Source organism: Amycolatopsis dendrobii, from assembly GCF_014145675.1.
Taxonomy (GTDB): Bacteria; Actinomycetota; Actinomycetes; order Mycobacteriales; family Pseudonocardiaceae; genus Amycolatopsis; species Amycolatopsis dendrobii.
Window position 1 is genome coordinate 355,834 of the sequence record NZ_JACGZW010000004.1, and the last position, 17,230, is coordinate 373,063.

At 69.2% G+C, this 17,230-nt stretch carries 6 protein-coding genes and 1 pseudogene; 3 read left to right on the top strand and 4 right to left on the bottom strand.

Translation table 11 applies throughout. From position 1 onward, the window contains the following. Positions 1-48 precede the first annotated feature (48 nt). Positions 49-1,404, bottom strand: a complete 1,356-nt coding sequence (locus H4281_RS13570) for an HNH endonuclease signature motif containing protein (RefSeq protein ID WP_182891234.1) — start codon at positions 1,402-1,404, stop codon at positions 49-51. 288 nt (positions 1,405-1,692) lie between these two features. On the opposite strand from H4281_RS13570, the gene H4281_RS13575 reads away from it, so the two are divergent. Then, entirely contained in the window at positions 1,693-4,281 is a 2,589-nt protein-coding gene (locus H4281_RS13575) for a helix-turn-helix transcriptional regulator (protein WP_182891235.1), read from the top strand. Then, entirely contained in the window at positions 4,278-4,442 is a 165-nt protein-coding gene (locus H4281_RS13580; RefSeq protein WP_182891236.1) for a LuxR C-terminal-related transcriptional regulator, read from the top strand. Before H4281_RS13575 ends, H4281_RS13580 begins: the two co-directional genes overlap by 4 nt. 60 nt (positions 4,443-4,502) lie before the next feature. On the opposite strand, the gene H4281_RS13585 is transcribed toward H4281_RS13580, so the two are convergent. The 3 genes from H4281_RS13585 to H4281_RS13595 all read right to left on the bottom strand — a co-directional run bounded on the left by H4281_RS13585 (position 4,503) and on the right by H4281_RS13595 (position 7,518). After that, positions 4,503-5,462: an NAD-dependent epimerase/dehydratase family protein gene (locus H4281_RS13585; protein WP_182891237.1), complete on the bottom strand. Its 960-nt coding sequence runs from the start codon at positions 5,460-5,462 to the stop codon at positions 4,503-4,505. Between the two features lie 15 nt (positions 5,463-5,477). After that, positions 5,478-6,770: a nucleotide sugar dehydrogenase gene (locus H4281_RS13590; protein WP_182891238.1), complete on the bottom strand. Its 1,293-nt coding sequence runs from the start codon at positions 6,768-6,770 to the stop codon at positions 5,478-5,480. Between the two features lie 64 nt (positions 6,771-6,834). Beyond that, positions 6,835-7,518: a PIG-L deacetylase family protein gene (locus tag H4281_RS13595; RefSeq protein WP_182891239.1), complete on the bottom strand. Its 684-nt coding sequence runs from the start codon at positions 7,516-7,518 to the stop codon at positions 6,835-6,837. A gap of 248 nt (positions 7,519-7,766) precedes the next feature. On the opposite strand from H4281_RS13595, the pseudogene H4281_RS13600 reads away from it, so the two are divergent. After that, positions 7,767-17,219, top strand: a pseudogene (locus tag H4281_RS13600) (SDR family NAD(P)-dependent oxidoreductase); the annotation flags it as partial. Between the last annotated feature and the right edge of the window lie 11 nt (positions 17,220-17,230).

The following is a 17,230-nucleotide window of genomic DNA, read 5'->3' on the forward strand; positions in this document are numbered from 1 at the left end:
TCGTGGTTGTGGATGCGAGTCCGGCGCGAGTGGCGTTCGGCGTGGCGCTCATGAGGCTGCGGCCGACGGGGGCGGAGCGGGAGCCGGGCGTGGTCTCGCGGCTTGCCGTGGTGAGTGGCCTAGCGGGGCGGGCGGTGGGTTGTGGGCGGTGTTGCGGAGCGGTTTCTGCTCCGGATCGAGGATGGACGGCGGGATCCAGTGCACGGCCTGGTCGCGGAGGACGATTTTCCAGCCGCTGTGGTGCAGGAGACGGTGGTGGCGTTCGCAGCACGAGGCGAGGTTGTTCAGGTCGGTGGGGCCGCCGTGGGCCCAGTGGACGATGTGGTGCGGGGTGGTCCACTTCGGGCTGCGGTCGCAGCCGGGGAAGGTGCAGCCGCGGTCGCGGATCGCCAGGGCGCGGCGCTGGGCGTTCGTGGCGGTGCGGGCGGAGCGGCCCAGGTCCAGGACCTGGCCTTCGGTGCCCAGGACCGCGGGGTAGACCTTGGCGTCGCACAGGATTCGGCGCAGGCCGGCCGCGGACAGCACGGATTCGTCTTCCGCGACGACCGTTTTAGCCGTGCTCCGCAGGGTTTCCAAGTCGACCGTGACCGTCGCGACTGCTCGTTCGCCGGCTTTGGCGGGCAGGTCCGGGGTGCGGGCGGCCAGGTCGACGATCGCGGCGAGGGCGTCGCCGTGGCGTTCGGACGGGGTGCGGGGGTCAGGCGTGTCCGGCGTGGTCGCGGGGTCCGGTGCGGCAAGGGGAACCAGCAGTTGTTCGATCAGGGTGCCGGTTTCGTGGTCTACGTTGCCGCTGAAGCGGAAACGGCCGGCCTGGGTCCACTGCCAGCGGAATTCCCGCCAGGGACGGGCGGCTTCCTCGCGACGCGAACCCGAGTCGGAGTCCGAGCCCGCGTCGGGAACCGAGTCCGGGTCCAAGCCGTGGTCCAAGTCGGGGGAGCCGGGCACGTCGGCGGGATCGTTGTCCCAGTAGATCTTCAGCCGGGTCGCGGCGCGCCGGACGACGCTGGGGTTGGCCTGCGCCGCGAGGGTCACGAGAGTGTCCTCGGCGACGGTGTAGTCCTCGGGCGTCAGCCATCTCGGTGCGTCAGCGAGGAATTCGGCGATGACGGCGGCGTGCTGGGCGGTGATTTCGCCCGCGGACAGCGCTTTCCAGGTCAGCGGCAGCGTGCCGGTGGCTTGGGCGATCCGGGCGCGCGCCTCGCGCAGGGTCACGTGCAGGATCGTCGCCAGGTAGGCCGAAGTCGAGGTGTAGCCCTCCGGCAAGGCACCGCGCGCTTCCAATTCCCGGATTGTCTCCAGTTGGGCGGCGTAGGCGACGTTCTGTTGTCTTTGCGTGGTCAGGAGTCTGCTGGTCAGGTCCCGGTCTGACAGCTGCCAGGCGGGGAGCGTGGTAGTCGTGGACACCTCTCCATTGAATCGAACGCGCGTTCGATTACTCTATCGCTCGAAGCGGTCAACCCCGACTGCGGGACCAAGCCGAGCAAGATCACTGTCCGGAGCCAAAAAGCGGCAACGGCGGCGCGCCAATGCCCCTCACGACCAGGCGGCATCGTAACGAGGTCCAGCTGGAAACAACGCAAGGTAATCGTGATCACCTGATTGAGTGACTTTAGATCGCGGTTGGCTGTGCTTAGGGGGCGGCTGCGACTGTGGCACACGCAGGAAGATGACCGTTGGGTCGAGGAGCTTGCGATGGGCGTGAACTGGGGGCAGAACCGCCGCACCGAGCCGAACGAAGCAGTGTCCCTCCTTGAGGGCCTGCTGATCGAATGCGATGCGGGGGCAGGAGACACGGTAGTGGTCGGCGGAGGACCGGCCAGCGGAAAAACACAAGTACAGAACCAAGTCGTGGCACGAGCCCGTGAGCTGGGCGTTCTGACGCTCACTGCGGCGGGAGCGGCCGACGAGCGTGACGTCGACGGAGGCGTGCTCGACCAGTTGCTGGCAAGTCCGGCGTTGCCGCGCGAAGTGCTGGCCGCGGCGGACGGCGAGGACCGCATCGCCGCGTTGTGCAGTGCGCTGCACCGGCTGGCGCGCGAGCGGCCGCTGCTGATCGCGGTCGACGATTTGCAGCACGTGGACGAGACGTCGGCGCGGTTGTTGCTGCGATTGCAGCGGCGGGCGCGGTCGGCCGCGATGTTGCTGGTGCTTACGCAGCCGGACGGCTGGTATTCCGGCGAGGGCGTCGAATTCGCCGCGCAGCCGCATCGGTACGTGCATCTCACGCCGTTCACCGTGGAGGCGATCGCACAGCTGGTCGCGGATCACGGCGAGGCCGAGCGGATTCACGGGTTGAGCGCGGGAAATCCGTTGCTGGTCAGCGCTTTGGTCGACGCACGCCGCAGTTCGGTGGACGACGGCGCGGTGTATTCCGATGCGGTGCAACGGCTTTTGCATCGTTACGGTTCGCCGCTGCGGGAAGTGGCGACGGCGATCGCGGTGCTGGATACCGACGTGACGACGGACGCGGTCGCGACTGTCGCGGGCGTGGACCCGGTCGAGGCGGAGGCGTCCGCGGGGTTGCTCGTGGAGACTGGGCTGGTCGACGGCGTGCGGTTCCGGCAGCAACCGGCCGCGGCGGCCGTCGTCGGCGGGTTGCGCGGGTCTGAGAAGGTGCAACTGCACATCCGGGCTGCTGAGGTGAAGCACGCACGCGGGTTGTCGGCACCGGAGGTCGCGCGGCATCTCGTGGCGGCGGGCGAAGCTCAGGCGGAGTGGGCGTTGCCGGTGCTGGTCGCGGCGGCGGAGCAGGTGATGCTCGGCGACGACGTCGACTTCGCGACCCGCTGTCTGCAATTGGCGGCAGCGACGACCACTGCGTCGTGGGAGCAGCAGATGATTTCGCAGCTCCTGGCCAAGATCACGTGGCGGGTCAACCCGGCGGCGGCCGCACCGCATCTCGCGGCGTTGCGCGAAGCCGCTTCGCTGGACCAATCGGACCGGATCGCCTTGGTGCGCCAGTCCTTGTGGTTCGGTGACCGGGAAACGTTCGAGTCCGCGCTGGTCCGGCTGGGTGACGACCTCGAGCCGCTGCATCCGCGAACGGCCGCGGAGCTGACGCTCGCCGCGCACTGGCATTACGGCACCGCGCCAGAGCTGTCGGTTGACGCATCGGATCCTTGGATGCGCACGGCGACCACGCTCGCATCGGTGTGGCGCGTAGGCGGCAGCGAAGAGACCTCGGTGTGCGCGGAGCGGATTCTCCAGAACTGCCGGCTCTCCGACACTTCGCTGGAAGCGCTGGCTACGGCGATTCTCGCGCTTGCGTACGACGGCAAGGCGGACCGCGCGGAGGGCTGGTGCACTTCGCTGGCCGAGGAAGCCGAGTATCGCGGTGCAGTGACGTGGAAGGCGATGCTCGACGCTCTCGGCGCAAGCCTGCTGCTGCGTCGCGGCGAACCTGCCGAAGCGGCCGAAGCGGCGAGCCGCGCACTTGCGCTGCTTGACGAGCCGAACTGGGGCGTAGCGATCACGTACCCGCTGGCGACGATGCTGACCGCGTACACCGCAGCAGGCGCGTTCAAGGCCGCAGCAGCAGTGTTGCGACACGCGTTGCCTGAAACCGTGTACACGACACTCGGCGGCGTACGGTTCCTCAGGGCGCGCGGGCAGTTCCACCTGGCCACGAACCGCGGGCTCTCTGCGGTGAGTGATTTCCAGCAGTGCCAACGGATTCTCCGTGACCGCAATCTCGACCTGCCCGCGGTGGCACCGTGGCGCACCGATCTCGCCGAGGCGAACCTGCGGCTGCGCAACCCGACCCTGGCGGTCGAGCTGGCGAAACAGCAGCTGGCGGCCACGACGGACGCGTTCTCGCAGGCAGTGGCGCTGCGGGTGCTCGCGTTCGCCGGGGACAGCGGCGCGCGGTCCGGCCTGCTGAACCGGGCGGCGGAAGCGTTCAAGGAATCCGGCGACCGGCTCGAGCTGGCCCGCACGGTCCGCGCGATCAACCAGCTCGGCCAGCGCGCGGAACGTTCGGCAGGCTTGGTGAAACCGGTGCAGGTGCCGCGACAGCCGATGCGTCCGCTCGCGCCGCGTCCGGTGGTGTCGAGACCGGAGCCGCCTCGCGCGGATCCGGAGGGAGCGGCGGCGACCGCGTTGAGCGAGGCCGAACTGCGCGTCGCGGAGCTCGCGGCGCACGGGCGGACCAACCGCCAGATCGCCGAAACGCTGTACATCACGGTGTCCACTGTGGAGCAACATCTGACCAGGGTGTACCGGAAACTCGGCGTAGCCGGGCGAAGCGCGCTGGCGGGCGAACTGGCCGGTGCCGGGCAGTGAGGGAGAACGGGGCGAAGGTGCTGACCGACGTAGAGCTGCGGGTCGCGGAACTCGCCGCGCAGGGCACGCCGGTGGCGGTGATCGCGGAGGTACTGGGAGTGTCCGCGAACACCGCCGACCGTCACCTGACGGCCGTCTACGTCAAGCTCCGCAACGCGTGAAGGGCCTCTCGCTCGAACTACGCGAGAGGCCCTTCACCGGAACCGGAACCGGAAGCAGGGTCAGGATCGGCGGTCGGCGACCACCGCTTCGATGATGTCGTCCAGCGAGCGCGTCGGCACGAAGCCGATCTGGTTGTACGCGCGGGTGCAGTCGGGAATGCGGCGCTGCATGTCCTCGTACCCGTCGCCGTACGCCTCCTCGTACGGCACCTTCGTGATGGTGCTGCTCGATCCGGTCGCGCCGATCACGCGCTCGGCCAGCTGCGAGATGGTGGTCTGCTCGTTGCTGCCGAGGTTGAACACCTTGCCGTACGCGGAATCGTCGGCGAGCAGGTCCGCCAGCGCGGGCACGACGTCGTGCACGTGGCAGAAGCAGCGGGTCTGCTGTCCGTCGCCGAACACCGTGATCGGCTCGCCCGCCAGGGCCTGCTGCACAAACCGGGGGATGACCATGCCGTAGCGTCCGGTCTGGCGCGGGCCGACGGTGTTGAACGGCCGCACGATCACCGTGCGCAGGCCGTGCTCCACCGCGTACAGGTGGGCGAACGTCTCGTCCAGCGCCTTCGCCTCGGCGTAGGACCAGCGGTTCTTCAGCGGCGACCCGATGATCCGGTCGTCGTCCTCGCGCAGGCCGTCCGCGGTGTTCTTGCCGTAGATCTCGCTCGTGGACGCGACGAGGATCGGCACGTCGTGCCGCAGCGCCGCGTCGAGCATGTTCTCCGTGCCGTGCAGGTTCGTGCGCAGGCTGTCCATCGTCTTGTCGAGGATGGTGAACACGCCCACCGCGGCGGCGAGGTGGAAGACCGCGTCGATGCCCGCCATGCACGATTCGACCGCGTTCGGGTCGGTGATGGAGCCGCGCACGAACCGGAAGCCGGGGTGCCCGGCGACGTCGGCGAGGTTGTCGAGGGTGCCGGTGCTGAGGTTGTCCAGTGCGACGACCTCGTCGCCGCGGGCCAGCAGGTGCTCGGTGAGGTGGGAGCCGATGAACCCGGCGCCTCCGGTGATCAGGTAACGCACGTTGATGTCCCTTTCTCAGTTGGCGAAGAGCGCGCGGTCGAAGCGGTACGTAGCGTCGATGACGGTCGAGCAGTCGGTGAGCCATTCGTAGTCGTGGCCCGGCTGGACGGTGTGGATGAGCGCGACGTCCCAGTCCTGGCCTTCCGGCTCAGGGACGGTGTCGAGCGAACCGCCGGTCACCCGGACGTTCGGGACCAGCGGGTCGTAGTAGCCGACCTTCGCGCCCTTCGCAGCGAGAAGGTCGAGGATGTCGAGCGCGGACGACGAACGCACGTCCTGCACACCGGGCTTGTACGTCACGCCGACTACCAGCACGCGCGTACCTGCCATGCCCTTGCCTTCGCGCGACAGTGTGTTCAGTACGCGGTCGACGACCTGCTTCGGCCGCTCCGCGATGGCGTGCATCGCCTGGGTGACCAGTGGCGCGTTGCTCTGCGTCGCGCGCAGCTGCCACAGCAGGTAGTGCGGGTCGCAGGGGATGCAGTGTCCGCCGACGCCGGGGCCGGGGTGGAAGGCCATGAAGCCGTACGGTTTGCTGGCCGCCGCGTCGATGACCTCGATCGGGTCGATCGAGAAACCGTCGCTGATCTCGGCGAACTCGTTGGCCAGCGCGATGTTCACCGCGCGGAAGGTGTTCTCGTACAGCTTGGTCATCTCGGCCGCTTCCGGCGAGCTGACGCAGTGCACGCTCGGGGTGAGCACGTTGATCACGCGTTGCGCCATCGCGGTGCACACCGGGGTCACGCCGCCGAGCACGCGCGGCGTCTCGGCCTGGGTGTGCGTGACGTTGCCGGGGTCGATCCGCTCCGGGCTGGACGCCACGAACAGGTCGCGGCCGATCGTGAATCCCTTGGCCACCAGGGGTTTCACCAGCAGCCGGTTCGAGGTGCCGACGTAGCTGGTCGAGGTGAGGATGAACGTCTGGCCGCGGCGGGCGTTCGCGACGAGCGCCGCGCACGCCGCCTCCAGCGGGCCGAGGTCGGGCATCAGGTACTCGTCGAGCCCGGTCGGCACGCAGACCAGCACCGCGTCCGCCTCGGCCATCCGCGCCGAGTCCGTGGTGAGCTGGAAATCCTCCTGGTGCACGGCTTTCTCGAGTCTGCGGTGGTCGGCTTCGATGAGGTCGACCTCGCCCGAGCGGATCGAGTCGAGCCGGTTCTGCGACAGGTCGATGCCGATCACGCCGACGCCGCCGGCGTGCAGGCCGAGCGCGGTCGGCAGGCCGACGTAGCCCATCCCGATCACCGCGACCGACGTCAGTTCGTTCCGTTCGGCGATGGTCTCGAATTCAGCGACAGTACTGGTCATTCCTGGTCACCCGTTTCTGGATGGGCTGGGGAAAAGCGAGCGGAAAAAGCGGTCGAAAAGCCGGTCATCGGACCGAGCGGACGATTTCGAAGGCCTCGGCGAGGCCGGCGCTGACCTGGGAGCCGCGGTATTCGGCCAAAGCGCGGACGCCGCGTTCGCTGCGCGGATTCGGCCACGGCTCGAGCTCTTTTCCGTAGGCGCGCAGCGCTTCGATCTTGCGTTCGAGGTGGCTTTCGTCGAGGATCTGCCAGCAGTTCGGCCGGAACGTGACCGGCAGCCCGGAAGCCTCTCCGACGTCGGTGGCGGAGCGGATCTCGAACGTGCGGACCTCGCGCACCGGGCCCTTGCCCGGCCGTCCGGCGACCCGCGCGGCGCGGCTGACCAGCGCGTGGTCGGTGCTCAGATCGCACATGCTGGTGGCGAAAATGGTATCCGGCTCGAATTCGCGGACCTCGCGCTCGACGACCTGGTTCAGCGCGAGATGGCTGACCGTGTCGAGCCGGTTGTCGCCGAATTCGTGGACTCGCACGCGCTCGATGCCGAGCGTTTTCGCGGCCAGTTCGATCGCGTCGGTGCGGTTCGTGACCTCGGTGCCGGCGGCCGAACGCGAACCGTCGTCGTTGGTGAGAATGCAAAGCGAAACGGTGACGCCCTCGTCGGCGAGCCGGGCGATGGTCCCGCCCGCGCCGAGCGTTTCGTCGTCGCCGTGGGCTCCCACCACCAGCAGCCTGCGTGTCAACGTGTGCATACGATTCCCCAGTCCTTGTCCGGGCGGTGAAACCCCCAGCGGAAACGAGCCGTGCGAAATGGCTTGGAACGCCAGCAAAATCTGACACCCGCCGGTGCCTGCGACAACCCCTAAAGACCGTCTAAAGCGGACCTTGGCCGGGCAGGCGGACCGGCGCGGCAGGGGCCGTTAGGGGTGGGTCGGCGCGCGGGCGCGCTCGTATCGTCACGAAGTCGGATGGGCATGCGACGCGGAAGGAACGTGGGCACGTGGGCAACTCCGAGGAGAAGCTGGTCGGTGCGCTCCGGGCTTCGGTGAAGGAAACCGAGCGGTTGCGCGAGAAGAACCGCAAGCTCACCGAAGCCGCACGGGAGCCGATCGCGATCGTCGGGATGGCCTGCCGGCTGCCCGGCGGCGCGGGCACCCCGGAAGCGTTGTGGGAACTGCTTTCCGGGGGCGTCGACGCGATCGGCGAGTTCCCGTCGAACCGCGGCTGGGATCTCGACCGGCTCTACGACCCGACCGGGGAACGGCCGGGTTCGAGCTATGTGCGCGAGGGCGGTTTCCTGCACGACGCGCTCGATTTCGACGCCGACCTGTTCGGCATCAGCCCGCGCGAGGCGCTGCTCATGGACCCGCAGCAGCGGCTGCTGCTCGAAACGTCCTGGGAAGCGTTCGAACGCGCCGGGATCGCGCCGCATTCGGTGAAGGGCAGCCCGACCGGCGTTTTCGCGGGCACGATGTACCACAACTATCAGGGCAGTTACGGCTCTTCCGGCGTCATTTCCGGCCGTCTCGCTTATACGTTCGGGCTCGAAGGACCCGCGGTGACCATCGACACCGCGTGCTCGTCCTCGCTCGTCGCGTTGCACTTGGCGGTACAGGCGCTGCGCAACGGCGAATGCACCCTCGCACTCGCCGGCGGTGTCTCGGTGATGTCGACGCCGCGCACGTTTGTCGAGTTCTCCCTCGACGGCACGCTCGCCCGCAGCGCCCGCTGCCGTACCTTCGCCGATTCGGCGGACGGTACCGGCTGGTCCGAGGGCTGCGGCATGCTGCTGGTCGAGCGGCTTTCGGACGCACGACGCAACGGGCACCCGGTGCTGGCGCTCGTTCGCGGCACCGCGATCAACCAGGACGGCGCGTCGAACGGCATGACCGCGCCGAACGGGCCCGCGCAGCAGCGCGTGATCCGGCAGGCGCTGGCGAACGCGCGGCTGCGGCCGGACGAGGTCGACGTCGTCGAGGCGCACGGCACCGCGACCAAGCTCGGCGATCCGATCGAGGCGCAGGCGCTGCTCGCGACCTACGGTCAAGAGCGCGAAGAGCCGCTGTGGCTCGGTTCGATCAAATCGAACGTGGGGCACACGCAGGCCGCGTCCGGCGTCGCTGGCGTGCTGAAGATCGTGCTGGCCCTGAACAACGACCTGCTGCCGAAGACGCTGCATGTCGACAAACCGACCCGGCACGTGGACTGGACGGCGGGGAAGGTCGAGCTGCTGACCGAGGCCCGGCCGTGGGAGCGCGGGGAACAGCCGCGACGCGGTGCGGTGTCGTGCTTCGGGCTCAGCGGGACCAACGCGCACATCATTCTTGAGGAGGCGCCTGCGCCCGAGGCGACGGAGAACCCGCGCGACGAGGCCGCGGTTCCGGTCGTGGTGTCTGGCCGGACTCCGCAGGCGCTGCGGGCGCAGGCGGCGCGGCTGGCCGAACACCTTGCGGCACAGCCGGAGCTGGACCTGCTTGACGTCGCCGCCACCTTGGGCGCGTCGCGGACGCATCTGGACCATCGGGCCGCGGTGATCGGAAAGTCCATTGAGGACGTTCTGCCCGCGTTGAACGCGCTCGCGAACGGTGAACTCGGCGCGGTGAGCGGCCTGGCGCGCGGTGAGGCGTCATTGGCGTTCCTGTTCTCCGGTCAGGGATCTCAGCGGGTCGGGATGGGCCGTCAGCTGGAAGTCTTCCCGGTGTTCGCCGAGGCTTACGCGGCGGCGTGCGCGGAATTGGACCGGCATCTCGACCGGCCGATCCGGGCGGTCATCGACGGCGACGCGGACGCCTTGGGGCAGACCGCGAACACGCAGGCCGCGCTGTTCGCGTTCGAGGTCGCGCTGTTCCGGCTGGTCGAGTCGTGGGGGCTCACGCCCGCCGCGTTGTGCGGCCACTCCATCGGCGAGCTCGCCGCCGCGCATTGCGCGGGCGTGTTCTCGTTGGCGGACGCGGCGAAGCTGGTCGCCGCTCGTGGCCGGTTGATGCAGGCGTTGCCGAAGGGCGGCGCGATGGTGGCCGTCGAAGGAACTCCGGACGAGGTCGCCGCGCACAATCCACAAGCGACGGTCGACATCGCCGCGGTGAACGGGCCGCGCTCGGTCGTACTGTCCGGTGCGGAAGACGCCGTTCTCGCGGTGGCGGCGAAGTTCAGCGACGCCGGACGGCGGACGACGCAGCTCAAGGTCTCGCACGCGTTCCACTCGCGACTGATGGAGCCGATGCTCGCCGAGTTCCGCACGGTCGCGCAGAGCATCGTTTACGCGCAGCCGGCCATTTCGGTGATCTCCAGCGTGACCGGCGAAGAGGTTTACGTCGAGCTGACCGACCCCGAGTACTGGGTGCGCAACGTCCGCGAGCGGGTCCGGTTCGCCGACGCGGTCCGCGCGCTCGCTGCCGAGGGCGTGAACCGATTCCTCGAACTGGGGCCGGACGCGCCGCTCACCGCCGTCGTTCCGCAGTCCGCCGATGACGCCGTCGCCGTGCCCGGTCAGCGTCGCGACGTTCCCGAGGACGTGGCGCTGCTGACCGCGTTGGCGACCCTGCACGTACGCGGCGTGGTGCCGGACTGGGCCGCGCATTTCGCCTCCCGCGGCGCGAACCGGGCGGACCTGCCGACGTACGGCTTCCAGCACCAGCGCTACTGGCTGGAGGTTTCGTCCGAATCCGGGGACGTCTCGTCGATGGGCCTCGACCCGGTCGACCACCCGCTGCTCGGCGCGGCGACGTTGCTCGCCGACGCGGACGGCGTGGTCCTCTCCGGCCGCGTGTCCACGGCGACCCACCCGTGGCTGGCTGACCACGCGGTCGGCGGCTCAATCCTGTTGCCGGGCACGGCGTTTGTGGAACTCGCCGTGCGCGCCGGGGACGAGGTCGGCTGCGGCCGCGTCCAGGAGCTGACCCTGCACGCCCCGCTCGTGCTGCCCGCGAAGGGGGCCGCGCGGATCCAGGTGCGCATCGGCACTCCGGCCGCGGACGGGACCCGGCCGATCAGTGTCCACTCGCGACCCGACGATCTCGCCACCGCGGCCGGCTGGACCCGGCACGCGGACGGCACGCTCGCGCCCGCCGCTTCCGGAACGAACTTCGACCTCAGCGAATGGCCGCCGGCCGGGGCCGAGACAGTCGACGTCGAGGGCATGTACGACCTGCTGGCCGAGCACGGAATGGCCTACGGGCCGGTGTTCCAGGGCCTGCAAGCGGCGTGGCAGCGCGGTGACGACGTGTACGCCGAGGTCGCGCTGCCCGAACAGGAGCGGATCGGTGCCGAGGCATTCGGCCTGCACCCGGCGGTCTTCGACGCGACCCTGCACGCTGTCGGGCTCAGCGCGGCAGCTGGCGAGGGGACGACGCTGCCGTACGCCTGGTCCGAAGTGGAGCTTTTCGCAACTGGCGCGTCCTCGCTGCGAGTCCACGTGCGACCGACCGGTGAGCAGGCTGTCGAGCTGCGGCTCGCCGACAGCGCTGGTGCGCCGGTCGCGCGGGTCGGCACGCTGAAGCTGCGGCAGATCAGCGAGGAACAGCTGGCCGCGGCGGCTCCGACTGGCTCGGACGAACTGTACGAAGTGGACTGGGTCCCCACGACTCTGCCGGACGCTCAAGCGGCCTACGAGGTCTACTCGGCGAAGGCAGGGAACAACGCGGTTTCGGCGAAGAAGGCCGTCCACAGTGCACTGTCCAAACTGCAGGCGGACAGCAAAGAGAAGCTTCTCGTGGTGACCGGCAACGACCTCGCCGGGGCCGCGGTTGCTGGTCTCGTCCGGTCCGCGCAGGTGGAGAACCCGGGCCGGATCGTGCTCGTCGAGGGCGACGCGACCGACGAGCAACTCGCGGCCATCGCGGCGGCGGACGAATCGGCGGTGCGGGTTTCCGGGACCGAGGTACGCGTGCCCCGGCTTGTCCGGGCGACACCGGAACTGGGCGAGCCGGTCGATTGGTCGGCCGGGACTGTGCTGCTCACCGGCGGTACCGGAGCGCTCGGCCGGATCGTCGCCACGCACTTGGCGAAGCAGGGTGCGCGGCAGTTGCTGCTGGTCAGCCGCCGTGGCGACCAGGCGCCCGGCACCGCGGAACTCGTCGCCGAGCTGACCGGGCTCGGTGCGGAGACCGCCGTCGTCGCGTGCGACCTCACCGACCGCAAAGCGGTGGCCCGGCTGCTGAAGAAGCACCCGGTCACCGCAGTGGTGCACGCCGCCGGTGTGCTGGACGACGGTGTGCTGCCGTCGATGACTCCGGAGCGGATCGACGGCGTCTTCAACCCGAAAGCGCTCGCCGCCTGGCACCTGCACGAGCTGGCCGGCGACGTCGAAGCGTTCGTCACCTTCTCGTCGGCCGCCGGGGTGCTCGGCGCCCCCGGACAGGCGAACTACGCCGCCGCAAACGCTTTCCTCGACGCTCTCGCCGCGCATCGTCGCGCCGAGGGCAAACCGGCGCACTCGCTCGCGTGGGGCATGTGGGAATCGGCGGCCGGGATGGCCGGCGAAACGACCGGCAAACGCGGGCTCGGCGCGTTCACCGCGGCCGAGGGACTGGCGCTGTTCGACACCGCGGTCAGCTCGACCGGCGCGGTCTTCGTGCCGGTGAAGCTTGACCTGCCCGCGTGGCGCGAGGCCGGCGCGGTGCCGGACCTGCTGCGCGGCCTGGTCCCGACGGCCCGGCGTACCGTCTCCGACCGCGAGGCCGGTACGGACTCGCTGCTGGGCAAGCTGGTCCGTCTTCCCGCGGACAAGCGCCTCGACCACCTGCGTGACCTGGTCATCGAGCACGCGGCCGCAGTGCTGGGGCACGCGTCGACAGAGGTGATCGACGCCGACCGTGCGTTCAAGGATCTTGGCTTCGACTCGCTGACCGCGGTCGAACTGCGCAATACGCTCAACGAGGTCACCGGCCTCAGCCTCACCGCGACGCTCGTCTTCGACTACCCGACAGCTGGCGACCTGGCCGCGCACCTGCACAACGAGTTGCTCGGCGATCTGGACGCGGATGCGGCCGGGCCGGAGACCACCGTCGTGGGCAGCGACGAGCCGATCGCGATCGTGGGCATGGCTTGCCGGTTCCCCGGCGGGGTCAGCACGCCCGAGGAGCTGTGGCAGCTGGTCGCCGCCGGTCAGGACGGGACGAGCGACTTCCCGACCGACCGCGCCTGGGACATGGACCACTGGCTGGAGCAGGTCGCGCCGGACGGCGGCACCCCGCGAGGCGGGTTCGTGCCGGACGCCACCGATTTCGACGCGGCCTTTTTCGGCATCAGCCCCAACGAAGCGGTGATGATGGACCCGCAGCAGCGGATGCTGCTGGAGTCGTCGTGGGTCGCGCTGGAGAACGCGGGCGTTGACCCGTTGGCGCTCAAGGGAAGCACGACCGGGGTGTTCGTCGGCGTGATGCAGTCCGACTACGACCCGGGTGACGCGCTCGAACAGGGCGGCGGCGCTTATCGCGGATCCGGTGCCCTGAGCAGTGTCGTCTCCGGACGGGTCGCGTACGCGTTCGGGCTCGAAGGCCCGGCGGTGAGCGTGGACACCGCGTGCTCGTCTTCGTTGGTGGCTTTGCACCAGGCGACCCAGGCGTTGCGCGGCGGCGACTGCTCGCTCGCGTTGGTGGCGGGTGTTTCGGCGCTTGTTTCCCCGGCTCCGTTCGCGCAGTTCGTCGACGGTGCGGTCGCTCGCGACGGCCGGTGCAAGCCGTACTCGGCCGCGGCGGACGGGTTTGGCTGGGGCGAAGGCGTCGGCGTGCTCGTGATCGAGCGGCTGTCCGATGCGCAGCGCAACGGACACGACGTGCTTGCGGTGGTGAAGTCCAGCGCGGTCAACGCGGACGGCGCTTCCAACGGGCTCAACGCACCCAGCGCTCCGGCGCAGGAGAAGTTGATCCGGCGCGCTTTGTCGGCGGCGGGCTTGACGGCGTCCGATGTGGACGCTGTAGAGGGGCACGGCGCGAGCACTCCGTTGGGCGACCGGATCGAGACTTCCGCACTGCTGGCCACCTACGGCCGCGAGCGGGCGGCGGACCGTCCACTGTGGCTTGGTTCGGTGAAGTCGAACATCGGGCACACTCAGGCGGCGGCGGGTGTCGCTGGGGTGATCAAGATGGTGCAGGCGATGCGGCACGGAGTGTTGCCGGCGACCTTGCACGCCGCCGAGCCGACGCACGATGTCGACTGGGCTGCCGGGACTGTGCGGTTGCTGGACGAGGCTCGGGACTGGCCGGAGGTGGACCGTCCGCGTCGGGCCGCGGTGTCGGCGTTCGGGTACAGCGGGACCAACGCGCACGTGATTCTCGAGCAGGCTCCGGAAGTTGTGCCGGAAGCTGCGGAGACGGTCGATGCCGGCGGGGTGTTGCCGCCGCTCGTGTTCTCGGCTCGTACCGCGGCGGCGCTTTCGGATCAGGCGCGGGCGTTGCTGGCGCACCTCGACGCGTATCCGACGCTGGATGTCGTGTACTCGCAGGCCAATCGGCAGCCGTTGTTCTCGCATCGGGCTGCGGTGGTCGGTTCGGACGCGGCTGAACTCCGGACTGCGCTCGAAGCTTTGTCTGCTTCGGACTCTGCGGTGACCGGGCGGGCTCGCTCCGGCGGCCGGACCGCGTATCTCTTGCCGGGGCAGGGGAGCCAGCGGGCCGGGATGGGGGCGGAGCTGTCCGCCGCGTTCCCGGTGTTCGCCTACGAACTGGAGCGCGTTGCGGCGAAGTTCGATCAGCATCTCGGTCGTTCGTTGCGCACGGTGATGTTTGCCGAGGCCGGGTCGGTGGACGCGCAGTTGCTCGACCGGACTCAGTTCAGCCAGGCCGCGGTGTTCTCCTTCTCGGTGGCGCTGTACCGGCTGCTGGAGTCGTGGGGGCAGCGGCCGGACGTCCTGGTGGGGCACTCGGTCGGCGAGATCGCGGCCGCGCATCTGGCCGGAGTGTTTTCTTTGGACGACGCGGTGAAGCTCGTCGCCAACCGAGGTCAGCTCATGGCCGAGACCCGGGCAGGTGCGGTGGTCGCGGTTGAGGCCGGCGCGGACGAGGTGCGGCCGATGCTGAGCGACGATGTCGCGCTGGCCGCGGTGAACGGGCCGCGTTCGGTCGTGGTGTCCGGTGTGGACGGTACGGTCCAGGCGATCGTCGAGCACTTCGAGAAGCTGGGCCGACGGACCAACCGGCTCGTGATCGACTGCGCGGTGCACTCGCCGTTGCTGGACGAGATTCTCGAAGAGCTGGAAGAGATCGCGCAGGAGCTGACGTTCGAGAAGCCGACTGTGCCGGTGATCTCGACAGTCACTGGTGCCGAAGTGTCAGACGAACTCTCCGACCCTGCGCATTGGGTGGCTAACTGCCGTGACACGGTTCGTTTTGCCGACGCGGTTCAGGCTTCGGCGGCGACCCGGTTTGTCGAGCTCAGCACAAACGGTGTGCTCACCGCGGCTGCTGAAGCCGTGATCGAGGACGCGGAGTTCGTTCCGGTGCTTCGACGCAATCGTGGCGAGGTCGCTTCGACGCTCCTGGCCGCGGGGCAGTTGCACGTCTTGGGTGCGGGGCTGGATGTCCGGCGGATGTTTGCCGGGCGGGCCGCGGTGAGCGTTCCGTTGCCGCCGTATGCGTTCCACCGGACGCGGTACTGGCCGTCGGTCGATATGGAGGCTCGGCGGGCTACCGGGACTGGGCTTGGCACATGGTTCGGGCCTGCCTTGACTGTCGCTGGATCGTCCACTGTGGTCCTGAGCGGCACCTTGCCCGCGGATGGAGCGTTCCCGGTGGCGGGTTTCGCGGAGCTGGCTACTCGGGCTGGGGACGAGGTCGGGTTCGGACGCGTCGTTCGGTTGGCTGTCGAGTCGCCGTTGGCTTCTGAACACGTGCAGATCGTGGTGGGCGAGCCGGATGGCGCTGGGCATCGTTCGGTGACTGTCCACTCGCGACACGGCGGCGCGTGGACCCGGCATGCCGAGGGCGTGCTGGCGGTGGACGACGGGGTCGAGCCGGAGGGCATTGGCCAGTGGCCGCCTGCCGGTGCGGAACCCGTGAGTGCTGGGCGGCTCGACGCGGCTTGGACTGCCGGCGGAGTGGTGTTCGGGGAAATCGAAGTCGCTCCGGACGAGCAGTTTGGCCTGCATCCGGTCGTGCTTGATGCGGCACTGTCCACTGTGGGCGGGGATCCGGTGGAGTGGCGGGACTTCCGGTTGTTCGCTACTGGCGCGGCGAAGCTGCGGGTTCGGTTGACTCCGCTCGGGGACGATCGGGTGGCGGTGTTGTTCGCGGATCGTTCTGGGCGACCGGTCGCCGCGGCTGAGTCGGTGACGTTGCGGCAGTTGGTGGCTCCGGCGGCGGTTGCGTCAGCACAGGCCGTGGTGAAGAAGCGGCGTGCGGTGGCTGACGATGTCTCGGAGCTCGAGTTGACCGAGAAGGGGCTTCAGGCGTTTGTGCTGGAGCAGGTCGCCGGGCTGCTGGGGTATGCCGATACCGCCGAGCTTGACGAGGACGCGCACTTCCTGGAGATCGGGTTCGATTCGCTTACCGCGGTGGAGTTGCGGAGTCGGATCGGCAGCGCGGCGGGGGTTTCGCTGCCCGCGTCGATCGCGTTCGATCACCGGACTCCGGCTGGGCTGGCGAAGCATCTGCTCACGGTGCTGACCGGGCCCGCGGTCGAGGCTGGCGGGGATCCGGTTACGGAGATGTTCTTCGAGGCTGTCCGGGACGGGCAGGTGGAGAACGGTCTAGCGTTGCTGGGAGCGGCGGCTCGGTTGCGGTCTTCTTTCCAGACGGTGGCCGAGCTTCGGGAGGAGCCGCGGCCGGTGGAGCTGGCTGCCGGGCCTGCTGAGCTGAAGTTGCTGGCGGTGCCTACTCCGGCTGGGATGGGTGGCGCGTATCAGTACGCGAAGCTGGCCGCTCGGTTCCGGGGGGTGCGGCGGGTCGCCGCGTTGCCTACACCAGGGTTTGTGACTGGGGAATTGCTGCCTGCTGATCTTGATGCGTTGCTCGATGTTTTGGCGGAGAGCGTTCGGTTGTCCGGCGACGGGCCGTTCGCGTTGGTGGGGCATTCTTCCGGTGGGGTGCTTGCGTACGCGTTGGCTGCCCGGGTTAAGGCTGCCGGGGTTGTTTTGCTGGACACGTACGCGATGGACGACGGTGGGGATGTCGGCGGCACCGTCCGAGATATGGCCGCGGGAATGGTCGAGCGGGAAGAGCAGTATGGGCCGTTTGATCGCGACAAGCTGACTGCCATGGCTTACTACCTCGGGTTGCTGGACGGGGTTTCGTTGCCCGAGGTCGCCGTTCCCACGGTGCTGGTGCGGCCGGATCGGCGGTTTGTCACTGCTGGGGACGGGCCGGACCGGGCGCAGGAGGATCCCGGGTTGTGGCGGACTACGTGGGATCGGGCTGATGTCGTGGTGACTGTTCCCGGGGATCATTTCAGCATTGTGGACGGTGATGTGGAGACCACCGCCAAGGCCGTGGAGGGGTGGTTGGGGAGTTTGGGGTGAGCCGCGTGGTG